The 12,598-nt window shown below is 43.5% G+C and carries 4 protein-coding genes; all 4 read right to left on the bottom strand.

The genetic code is table 11. From position 1 onward, the window contains the following. Window positions 1-288: 288 nt before the first annotated feature. Window positions 289-2,688, bottom strand: a complete 2,400-nt coding sequence (recD, locus tag QZU58_RS03070; RefSeq protein ID WP_294494739.1) for an exodeoxyribonuclease V subunit alpha — start codon at window positions 2,686-2,688, stop codon at window positions 289-291. Window positions 2,689-2,718: 30 nt separating this feature from the next. Further along, entirely contained in the window at window positions 2,719-6,753 is a 4,035-nt protein-coding gene (locus QZU58_RS03065) for a UvrD-helicase domain-containing protein (RefSeq protein WP_294494737.1), read from the bottom strand. 71 nt (window positions 6,754-6,824) lie between these two features. Further along, window positions 6,825-11,213 (bottom strand): exodeoxyribonuclease V subunit gamma, encoded by a 4,389-nt coding sequence (locus tag QZU58_RS03060; RefSeq protein ID WP_294494734.1) that lies wholly within the window; start codon window positions 11,211-11,213, stop codon window positions 6,825-6,827. 354 nt (window positions 11,214-11,567) lie between these two features. Continuing rightward, a complete protein-coding gene (locus QZU58_RS03055) occupies window positions 11,568-12,566 on the bottom strand; it encodes a DNA-processing protein DprA (protein ID WP_294494731.1) in 999 nt (332 codons plus the stop codon). Between the last annotated feature and the right edge of the window lie 32 nt (window positions 12,567-12,598).

The following is a 12,598-nucleotide window of genomic DNA, read 5'->3' as shown; positions in this document are numbered from 1 at the left end:
TTCGTTTTTAAAGAACTTTTTTCGTTTCGCTCTGTTCAGCGAACGATGTGTATTTTAGGTTTTTTATTTTTTTCGTCAACACTTTTTTTGAATTTTTTTAAAAATATTTTGTTTTTGGCCAAAAATTCGCTCATGAGACCACGTCTCTACATTTATATGGAATTTTCATTAAAAAGTGACAACAATACCCATGAATTTAATTTTTTTCGCCTTCCGAAAGATTTTTTACCCATTTGTAACGGAGACCATAACGTTCTCCGTTATGATTTTCGACCTTTACGGATTTTTTCACGCTGTCTTACCGTAAAGTCTTTCCCCAAGTCCGCTGGAACGACTCACCCTTCCCGCAAATCTTCCGTTAAGATTTGCGGTATCGCCGTTACCGTCATTGCCGACTATCATGCTCACGAATGATTTGGCTCTGGTAATTCCCGTATATACGAGTTCCCTGGTAATTGTTTTTTCGGTTCCGTTCATAATCATCATGGTGTGGTCAAATTCCGAACCCTGTGATTTATGAATAGTCATGGCAAAACCGGTCTCGTAATCGGAAAGCATTCCGAAGGAAATCGATCTGTAGGATCCGTTCTCAGCCTGAACCCAGACTCTTTTGGAATGGCCGTATCCCTCGGCATAACCGCAGATTACCACGTCACCATTCCGGAGTTCGAGATTCGGTTCATTTTTGGTGATCATGAGGAGTAATCCAGGATACCAGATTTTTGAAAATCCGTTTTTATCCGGACATGTCTCATCGCTTATGCGGGATCTTACAAACCTAAGGGCCTCACCGGAAATGCGGTCATTGATGTATTTGATCCCGAAGTACCCCTGCCTCTCAGGACACAGCACCCTGAAACGGTTAATCATGCCGAAGGCTGTTGCAACTGAACACTCCTTATCATCCCCCTGTCCGTTTACGCCAAGCACGGGGTGTTCTGCCATGAACTGCAGAAAATCCCTGTAGTCGGCACAGTTTTCAGGCAGATCAAATTCCCCGAAGCGGCTTCGCTCGGAATCAAGACGCCACCCCTTCACGGTCTTTTCACATAGGGCGTCGATAAATTCCCTGTCGCAACCGTTTACAACGGCAACGCCCTTTACGTGAGACGTAACGTCTGCGGACGTTACCGCCGCAAAACGATCATGAGGATTCGTACTGCTCACGGTAAGAGGAACTCCGATCCCAGTTTCCGAAAGCTCCTTTCCGATTTCGGAATAAGGCTTTCCGGCATTCACGTATCCTGCCATAAACCCTATAAGGGGACTTGACTCGTAACGGCGGGACTTATGCAGTGAGGCAATTCCCGGAGCGAGTCCCGATTTACTCATGAGTTCGTCAGCGGAATAACCGGTCAGTCCGCTTACAACCTTAAGTTCATAATCCGTAATTTCCCTTTTGGCGTCCAATACGGTACAGATGTCACCGAGAACCGAACCAGCTTCCACGCTCGACAGTTGGTCCTTGTCTCCCAGAAGAATCAGTTTTGCACCGGGCTTTAATCCAGCAAACACCCTGTTCATGAGAAACACATCCATCATTGACACCTCGTCAATAATGAGCACGTCATAATCAAGCGGATTGGCTTCATTCACCCTGCTTGTGGACTTTCCAGGATGAACGCCCAGCATCTTATGAATTGTTTCTGCGGGAGCTATTTCGTCAATCAGGTTCGGATACAGTTTCTCATAGGCATTTCTGAACAATCCCCCGAAAGCTGCATTTAATGATTCCTTTACCCTTGCCGCGGCTTTCCCAGTCGGAGCCGCAATGCCGATTCTCAGGTTTCTGTTTATTTTCTTTAAAAGACATATGAGAACGGAAACCGTATAAGTCTTACCGGTTCCAGGCCCGCCGGTGATGATGGAAAACGGATGGCACAGCGACATAGCAACGGCAACCTTCTGCCAGTTGACATCAGTGTCGGCATTCTTCTTTCCGCTTTTCAGGTTTATTTCCTTCTCAGTCTCCGAAAGAACGCCGTAGACCTCTGTCCACACGTTGTGAATATTTTCCATCGTAAAACCTGTGGATGACTCATCCCCATCGGAACCAAATTTTATGCTCTCTTTTTTCAGTGCCGTACGGATGAATCCTGCTATTCTGATTTCATAGGCAAAATATCTTGATATGTACAGTCTTCCAAGACTCAGGATTACCGGAACCTTAATATTCCTTATCTGTGCATCGACGGATATTGCACTGTCCGAATCACTTACGCCGTCAGCCTCATACATAAGCTTCTCATCATCCGCAAACTGCAGACAACAGGCACCGAGACCACAGTCCTTTTCATAAAACGACTCCTGCGAAAGTTCATGAAGTATCCGAAACAGTCCGGAGTTTTCTGCGCACTTAAGTATCAGGGCATCATATTCTCCTGATTCATCACCGTCAGGTGACGGTGTCAACTCAGGACCACCAACCGTTTCAACAAGCTTTTCCGCCAACTGTGCCTTCATACGGTAGCTCATCCCACTCGTAAGAATGTTTCGCATGAGGCCTTCCATTTCATCCGTTTTTACGCAGACGCTGCCGTTGTTTCTTGCATGCTGAAGCATCAGACCGGTAACAAAACCGTGTACCCTTTTTTCCGTTACGCACAGGTTGGACACACTGTTAGCCACAGCCAGAACCATGTCCGACCAAATAGGAATCAGCTTTAAAAATTCTATTGCATCCATCATAAATATCTTGATCTCACCGTATTGTTCCGTTTATCTAGTTCCCGCAAACAAAGCATCGAGCTTTTCTATATACTGACTGCTTATTCTGTTGCCGTAGATGCCGTACCCCCTGAATGCATTACCGTTGTCAGCGGATTTCATGCCTCTTAAATAAAGATATGCTATTCCTCCGACATCGGTATCATAGTCATAATCAGGCTTATGGCACTTCAGATAACGGTGAAGTGCCAGGGTATACAGAATGTACTGAATGTAATAATGATGATTCACCATGTTCATCTTTATTTCACTGTCTGAATAACTTCCGATACGGTCATTAATATAGTTGGACTTGTAGTCGGCAACGTAATATCTGCCGTCATGCTTAAAGATAAGATCGATAAAACCGGTTAGTAGACCGTTGATATCCTCCACGGTAACTTCCGGCAGTGCCAAACCATATTCTCCGTCACCATCTTTAGGGTTAATTAATGAATTCTCTGAACCTTCCCTGTCTATTTCGGCAACCAGTTCATTAAAATCCTTAATGCTGAAGCTGTCATCAACGTTAAGCCAGAACTCCATTTCCTTAATGCAGTCGGCATCGTTGAGATCCTTTAATGCTGTTACCTTCACATCTCCTGAGGAATCGGACACATCCCTGCCGTTAACACAGAGATCCGCTGACAGAATTTCCAAAAACCAGCCGATAAGCTCAAGCACCTTCTTTTTCTCATAGGAAAAACCGTTGGCTCTCAGTTTGTTTTCGAGAACACGGTACAGTTCCGTGTTTCTCACCTCATCGGTTTTCAGAAAATCATGTAACGGCGTGTCTGCCTGCTTTTCGACAAATTCATCATAGGAGTTTTTAAAATCAAGATGCTCAAGCACGTCATGAAGGAACGTACCCGCCCTGCTGCCTTTTGAAAAGGTAAAGCGGCATTCTTCGGATTTTATGTATTCTTCGCTTTCTTCCAAAGTGGCACTGTCTGCTCCGTCACTGTTGTCATTTTCCTTACCAGACAGAAGATCCGTTGCCACCTGCCCCATGCCTAAAACCAGAGATGAATAGGAAAAAACCTTCCATTTAAGATTAATGCGGTCTTCCTCCAGTGTCTGAGGCTGGCAGCCTTCCGTACTGAAGTCTCCGGATTTCCCGGCATCATAAAGAAGCTTTTTATCATCTTTTCCATCAGGCTTTTCACCGACACAAGCATCCGCAAATCTGAAGAACGGGGAATCGGCGTCTTTGGAATGATAAAGGTCATAAAGACACTTCTCCTCGCCATTGTCAACCACCCTTTTTTTAAACAGAATGTTGCTCAGACAGAAAAGCTTCTCTTTTTTGGCTTTTTGGCCTTTTTTTTCTTTTGTTGCTTTTTGTTGGTCTACATCCTGCGGTTTACTGAACCAAAGATACAGTGCATGACATGCTCGTGTCAGTGCCACATACCACAGTCTTTGTTTTTCCAAACGCTCATCATTCAAATGAGCCTTCCAAGCACTGCATTCTTTGTCACTGACAAAATGATATGAGGTTTCATCTCCGTTTCCGGATTTCTTATTGTCATTATGAATGCCATCGCCAGAAACGCCGGTGTCACCGTCCGCGTTTTCGGTAAATCCCCTTACTCTGGTTATACTTGGAGAAAATTTTTGATCCCATGTTGTGTCTGAGAACGGCATCAGGACTATATTATATTCAAGCCCCTTTGAAGCATGATATGTGCATACGCGTACTATTTCATCGTTGTCATCCGTAAGACGCATTTTGCCGTCATCACCGCTATCCTCATCTTCGGTTTCATTGCCAAGATTTTCAAAGGACTCCACCAGTTCATTATGATCCTTTATACGGCTGCTCAGATTAAGAGCCAGTTCAGCACTGTGAAGCAGATTGGTTATGATTTGGGCTCCGTCGGTTCTTTTTCTGATTCTGTCCATTAACCCGAAGCTGTCCATAAACCACGTAAGCATTGACATAAATCCGTTATCGGACCATTTCGCGTTACATTCAACAAGTACGCTGTTTAAAAGCTCCATTGTAACCTTAATGTCAGCTTCCTGTTTTTTTCCGTCACCGTCATTTACGGATTTCACTGTCTCCGCCACCGCATGACGGTTGCATACAGCATCGGCATATTCAGAACCGGATAGACCAAAAACAGGACTTGCAAGAAGCATGCGAAGATAATCCTGCTGCGAATTATTAATAACAGATCTCATCAGTAAGGAAATGAAACGGAATTCTCCCGTATCATATATTTTGGTTTTGTCGGAAAGAAACACCACGGGCACCTTTCTGGCTCTGAGAGACTTTGTTATTTCATGTGCCTCTGTTTTGGTGTTTACAAGAACAGCTATGTCCTTTAGGGTCAGCTTACGGCATTTTTCAAGCTTATCAAGATTGGAACGCGTCAGACTGTCAGCATCACCCAGTATGCCGAAACAAAGCAGTTCAACAATCTTATCCGCACACTGCTCTGCGACCAGATGTCTGTATTCACCGACCTTAATCTCCTCTTCTGTAATACCTATATTGATAAAATTACAGGCGGCTTCACGGACATTACCGCTTTCACTATCATCCTTAAGGAGATACAGATATTTCTGCTTACCGCTGTCACGGACATTGGTAAATAAAAGTTTATCTCTCGAAGCGGATTTTTTCTCATGCTCACCGTTTTCCCCGGAAACATTTCCTTTAAGCCCGGCGTAGAAGTCAAATGTTCCCGATTCATCAGTTAAGGTACCGGGAGCTGTCTTATTTCCCTTGCCGTCATCTTCCTGCGGAAGGACTCCGGAAAAAAGACAGTTCACGGCCTTTACCACATTGGCATCCGAACGATAGTTCACACTGAGCTCAATTTTATGTTCGGACTTTTCGACTTCAGAAAGGTAACGTTCCAGAATTATCCTTTTGGCTTCGTTATAGCAGTGAAGATCAGCACCGCGAAAGCCGTATATTGACTGCTTTGGATCACCTACGATGTAAAAGCCCCAGAATCCGGAGTCTGTCGTAACGGAACCTGCGGAAAGAGCTTTATTATTTACAGGAGCATTTTCGCCCTCTGAAAGATATATGCATCTTACGATTTCAAACTGAACAGGGTCGGTATCCTGAAATTCATCAATAATGGCTACAGGCAGAATGTTCTTAATCTTTTTGGCAAGAAATCTCTTGCGGTTTAAGATACTTTCGCTGTCCGCTTCATCCACCACGAGAGCATCCCTCAGTTTAAGAAGAAGGTCATCATTGGTTATTGTTTTTTCCTTTAGCTTCAGATCTTCATATATGTCAAAAGCATTTTTAAGAAGATCATGCAGTACGCCAATCTGCTCATTATCGAAAGACTTTTTTGAGATCTGTTTTATTTCCCTAGAATTACTGTATTTTCTGAACAGAGTTACAAGATTTGCAAAACTGGAACTGCTGAGAAATTTACCGTATATTTTGGCATACTCATCATCATGACCGGCACCATTGTGAGTCATGTATTTTCTGAGAGCTTCATAGAGAGCCCTCTTTCTTAACTCGTCATCATCATTTGTCAGTGAGAACTGCCAGCTCATTCCGGTATCAACCACGAATTTAGCAAGCATCTGTCTGCAGAAACTGTGAATTGTACTTATGCACATACCGTCCATATTAAGCTCCACATTCCGCAGGATTCGGATTGAAGCAATGAGTCTTTTCAGATTTTCATCATCACGATACCTTGCAAAATCTGTTTCAGAGTCATCAATGTTCCAAAGAGCATGTAATATCCCGGCTTCAAAAGAGAGGCGCCCTTTCTCATCTTTAGAAAGGGATTTATTGAATTCTGCCTGATTTCCCCATGAATTTTTAAGAAGCAGTTCCATAAATGAACGCAGATCCCTGATTCTTTCACCGATTTTTCTCTTAAGATCATTTGTGGCGGCCTTGGTAAAGGTCATCACGAGTATTTTGGAAAAATCCACCGGCTTATTATCAGGAGTACCCAATCCCAGCAGCAGACGGCACAAAAGACCGGTTATGGTATATGTTTTACCGGTGCCGGCAGACGCTTCAATAACGCCTGCACCGTTTAAATTAAAATTCATTATTTTGTCTGACATTCGTATCTATCCCCGTAAATTTCTGAATTTCTCATTAACACTTATACTCACCGACATTAACCGGTCTGCCCTCTTAATTTATTTATAAATGCACCCAGCTTTTGCTTCAGTTCTTTGGAAACAGGACAAGCAAGAAATTTATTGTCACCACTCTTGCCTTTTTTACCTTCAAAAAATTTTTCACGGAATGAAGGATCCCCCACAAGCCAGTCAACACACTCATACAAGTCTTCAAGAGTGCCTGTTATTTTATTAAATTCAAGTGTATTTAACGCTTCCTTGCCAAATAGGATTCTGCTTTCGTTTACACTATCCGAACCGCCTCCGCCATTGAAGTCTTTACTTGGGTTGATGCTTTTCCCAATACTGAATACATCATAGGAAATACCACCTATCACATCGTAAGGAACATAGGCGAAGTGCCCCCTGATATACAGATTCAGGATTTTTTCGAATTTATCCGAAATGAGCTTTCTAACGCTTTCATCATACATGCCGACAATTTCCGGTTGTTTATCAGCTGTATTATTGCCGTTAAAGTCAATAGAAAACAGGGTTTTAGATTCTTTGGTAAAGGCATAAGTGCTGACGTAGGCCTCTCTACCCTTCCCGGCTAATTCCAGATAAAGAAGCTCTGCCCTGTATAGATTCTGGAACAGTGATTTAACAAAACTGTTCCATAAATTAATATCAACAAGCAGATATTCACTGCCTCTTTTTAAAATTCCGTCAATGTTTCCGTGAACCCTTACCTCAACATTAACCTGCTCACCGGGAACATATGTTTCCGAGTTCTGTTCGACCTTTGCTTTGCTGTCGGGACTCGTCTCTGTGATTTCCGAATCCTCAATAAAACGTCTTTCAACCTTTATCTTAAAATGACGATCTACAGGAACACTTATCAGTTCTTCCTTATGCAAAATGCTTTCAATCTCAATGAAGCTTTTCAGCAGATCCATATCAATCTTTGATTTTCCGTCTGGAGCATCAATAAGCAGTTTTCTGTAATACTCACCCATGATTCCGTTGGCAAGTAATCCCTTCTCCTGTATTCCCTTTATGTATTCGGATACCGTACGCTCAATAAGATCATCACTCAGTTCCGAACAGTCCGATAATTTTCTGATAACATACTGTTTCAGATCACTCTGATACTGTTCCTGCCAGTTTTCATGTTCAATAAGTTTCTCCCGATTCAGAATATACTTGGAGAGACGCAGGACGTTTTTCACAAAAAATCTGTCACCCTGACTGAAAAACTCTTCAAGCTCATCAGTGGAAACATCAAGGAAATATTCACAGTCACTGAAGCAGTCCCTGGAATCTTCTTCCTTTTTAACAAATTTGAGACCGCTTAACTCCGGTGTTATAAAATCTTTCCACAGAGCCTTATCCTCACGGACACTTACCGAATCTGGATGAGGGCACCACTGTGACTGATATGAGCGGAGACGGTTTACGGAACCGTCGAAATTACTCCGGTCATAGACATTCATGCTTTCGGTTCTGATAAGAGCTTTCCTGAACAAATCCTCGTTCTTTACGGAATCCGCGTCCTTTTCATAATTATCGTATGTCATTTCTGAAGTTCCGGCTCCAAATTCGGACTTTCTCACGGATACAGCCCTTTCAAAAGAATCCCTGTCCAGCATGCATGAAGATACTATATAGTTCATCAGCTCGCTAACCAGCATGGACGGATTAAGCTCATTATTTTTCACCACGTCCCTGCCAATATAGGATATGTAAAGACTCTCCCCTGCAGAAATAAGCGACTCCATGAACATGTAACAGTCATCGTTACGGCGGCTGCGATCTCCGTGACGGAAATATGTTTTCATTAAATCAAAATAGTCACCGTCATCAGCCTTAGGATATTCGCCGTCATTCATGCCGAGCATGAAAATATGCTTAAACGGGATGGCTCTCATAGGAATGAAGCTGCAGAAATTTACCCTGTCCCTTAAAAAGGCAGAGAAGCCGGTATCCGCTGTCAGTTTATCGCCAAGATATTCCCTGACAACATCAAGGGTAATCTCAGGCGGATTCTTAAGTTTCTTCATGTCCGCCTTCATTCTGTCAAAATGTCTTGCCAGAACAAGATACAGATTGATGTTATCCTCCCCGAAAACAAAGAACCTGTTAAGAACCCTGCTGATGACAAAATCATGCCACCCGGAAATTACTTCATCCGGGGATAACTCCCTGTTATGAATCTTTTCCCCATCCGGCTGACGTCCGTCCAAAATATTTTCCAGAATGTCCTGCGGAAGACGGTTCTCACCTTCCGTCACCTCATTACATCTTACAAATTCCTGACGAAGCTCCCTGAGGGCTTCGTAGAAAGCATAAAGATGCCCCAGGAGTTCAAAGGAATCACTTCCTTCAAGTCCGGTGTTGTAGACATGCTCATCATCACCTTCAGGAAGAACGGGCATAAGGGACCCCGTAAGAACACGGTCAATACCTGATTTAAATGAATTGCGATAATCACTCACGAACATGGATTCACCGTTTTCATCATCAGTTGAGCCCATATCGTTTTTGGCGGAATATGCAGCAGTGTCAGTCTCATCAAGTCCGAAGATTATGTTGTTTTCGTTAAACCACTTTTTTATGGTCACCAAATCCTCGGCCTCAATGCCGAATCTGGTTCTGATGGCTTCAATGGAAAGAAGCATGAACAGTGATTTGTTGTCGATTTCACCAGAGGCGATGTTCATCAGTTTATTGAAACCGTCAATTTCCGGACACTCTTCTGCCGTGGTTCTGTCACATATGCTGTACGGCAGATTGATTTTCGGTAAATCCTCCGCTCCGTTTTGCGTTCCGCTTCCTTTAGTGAGTAACTCCCTGTTGGTACCGAATACGGCATCAATGTAGGGAGCATACCTTGCCACGTTCGGCATGAACACCGCTATGTCACGGGGACGCAGGTTTACGTCGTTCTTAAACTTTTCCAGAATGTGATCGTAAAGAACCTGTACCTCTCTTAACGGGGTAATGCAGGAATGAAACTCGATTGAATGATCATCAAGGCTTACCCGGCGTTCCTTTTTGGAAACGGCTGATGCAACGGCATCAGCCGTTTCATCTGCGCTTCTCTGCATCGGAGTGAATGACATGTTGAGAATGTCGTTCTTAATGAGATTAAGCAGACTGTCCACCCTGTTTCCGTCGGTATTAACCTCGTTTTCCACAAAGGCGTGTATGTCATTAATCTGATAATCCTCATTATCCGAATAAGCCATGATGCTGCTTAAGGTATCCTTACCGGCCTTTCCGTATGTCAGCAGAAGACGGTTACTGTCAACGAGTTCAAGAGTATCGTTCTGAAACTCGTAATAATCATTCTTTATATCCTGTCCTGAATACTCACGGTCTTCTGTTGCGGAAGAAGAATGTTCCCCCGTAATTTTGGCCAGTTCCGTGCTGCTTATGTTTCTGTTTTCGACGTTAAGACGGATACCGTGCTTCTGCTTAATCTTTTCAAGCAGGGCATCAATATCTCCGGCATCACCGCCGGCTCCGGAAGCCCTGATATCCCCCCAGTAGTAACGGCACGGATTGGTGAACATGAAATGCACGTTGATGAATCTGCCCAGAAGCACCAGAAATTCCAAAACAACAGGAGCTATGGAAGAAATACCGTATACAAAAACGTCTTTCGGAATATCCCTGCCGCTTTTTTCCATGCGGGCAAAAAAATCCTCAGGCGATGAGTGTAAAAGGATGTCCTTCATGGAATCCATGTAATGAATACGATCCTTTCCCTTAAGCTCATCAATAAGATTATTCTGAATGAATTCACGCCACAATGAAGCTATCCACAGATAATCTTTATCATTGAAATCTGTATGATGCTTCATTTTCAGTTCTTCAAGCCACCCCTTAAGAGCCTTATCCTCATCGGCACCGCTCCATGATCTAATCCAGTCCTGACGGTATACGAGATAATTTTCATAAACGGATGCAAGTCTGTTGGCAAGACGGTAACACTTCACCCTGTTGAGAATTCTTTTACCGGAAGAAGTATCAGACTCGACTGCCTTATCATAAACATAGTCGGCAACGTAAGGATAACGGCATGACGGACTCTCCGGATTAAAACAGTCTGGATCATCGGGACTGCCTTCGGTAAAGGCCTGTAACAGAATCCAGGTTATATTATCGGCGTTGTATACCATTTCATGGGGATACTCGTCAGGAAACAGACTGTCATGAAGACTCCAGATAAATCTCCACGGAAGCTGACATTCAATACGGGCACAGACGCCATCGGTTTCGGCAATCTTCTGCTTAAGATATGTTTCCATGCCGTTACTCTGTACTATAAAGTGCTTGGGAGCAAAAGGATCGTGCAGGGAATCACCGCTGCTTTTCATGAGGTGGATACCAAGTTTTACCAGTAGTTCAATATCATTTGAATGATAAACAGTAAACATCACTTTCTCCCAATATTCCGATAAATGCCCGCAGAGTGTTACGGATTTTAATCCAGACGCTTCCAAACCGGAAAAAGGTTTGGAAGACGCAGAACGGCGGTAACAAAAACCCGCAAATAAAAAATATACCCTGTTTTTATTAAAATCTCAAATATATTTTATATTTATTATTTTTCAGATACTGATATTCCCGACATAAAGGATTCTCCCCATCGGGAATACGGAACATTAATTTTAATGTGGAAAGGATTATTTATCTGATAATGACTTCAAATCCTTCAAAGGTCTGAACAAAAAAAGAAGATGACGGACGGCTGAAACCTCCGTCATTACCACGAGGCTGAACAGCGATCATTAAAAAAGAGACAATTGCCCGAAAACCCCGTCCCCGTCTGCCTTAGCAATTCCTGAAATGAAATCATCAAACTTACCGTAATCGTTTCTGTCTTTGATAATGTGAAGATGTCCCGGGCTAAAGCATTCACGCTTCAATTTAAGAATTCTGCAGATTTCCTCAGGATTTTCCCCAACCAAAATATTGTTAGCCCTAACCTTATCATTGGTTACAGACTCCCTAATCGGGGCCGGGACAAACAGATCCCGGCCGTCTTCAAGTGCGGCTCCGGATGCTATGAGGGAACCTCCGGGCACACCGGAAGCAATCATCAGGACAAAACGCGAAAGACCAGCCTGCACCAAATCACGTTTGGCAAAATTATATGAATTCACCCGAGAACCGAACTGGAACTGACTTACGAGAGCCCCTCCGCTGGATATGATATCTTCAGCAAGTCCCGCATTTTCTTTCGGATATATGCTGTCAAGTCCGTGTCCGAGAACAGCCACGGTATGACCTCCCTCTGCAATTGCCGTTTTGTGAGCATAACTGTCACACCCCACGGCCAGCCCGCTTACGATTGAAACCCCCTTAGCAACCAGATTTCCCGTTATTCTGGCTGTTATCTGGTCGTATCGGGGAGGCAGCTCACGACTGCCGATCACGGCAGCACTGTTAAGGTGATTTCCCAGATTTCCCTTTACGAACAGTATGCCTGGATCGAATTTGGATTCTTTTAAAAGTTCAGGATAACCGTTATCAGCAGTACAGATTATGTGCGCATCTTGGGTTACGGCCTCATCAATCTGATGTTCGGCGAATTCCTCATTCTGAAAAATCTGTCTTAACACTTCTTCTGGAGCCGTATTGGTATAGCGGCTTAAACGTTCAGCCAGTCTTTCCGGTGACATACTTAAATCTTCATGCAGAAGAATCTTTTTCAGTTTTGCCGGACCAATTTTTCCTAATCTTGAAATTATCATGGCCTTACGGCAAGTCTCGGAACATACGTTCATAATATCTCCTTTTGCTTACGCCAACGTGTTTT

The sequence above is a fragment of the uncultured Ruminobacter sp. genome, from assembly GCA_902764345.1.
Taxonomy (GTDB): Bacteria; Pseudomonadota; Gammaproteobacteria; order Enterobacterales; family Succinivibrionaceae; genus Ruminobacter.
The sequence above is the reverse complement of the archived record's forward strand: the minus strand, read 5'-3'. Positions and strand labels throughout refer to the sequence as shown.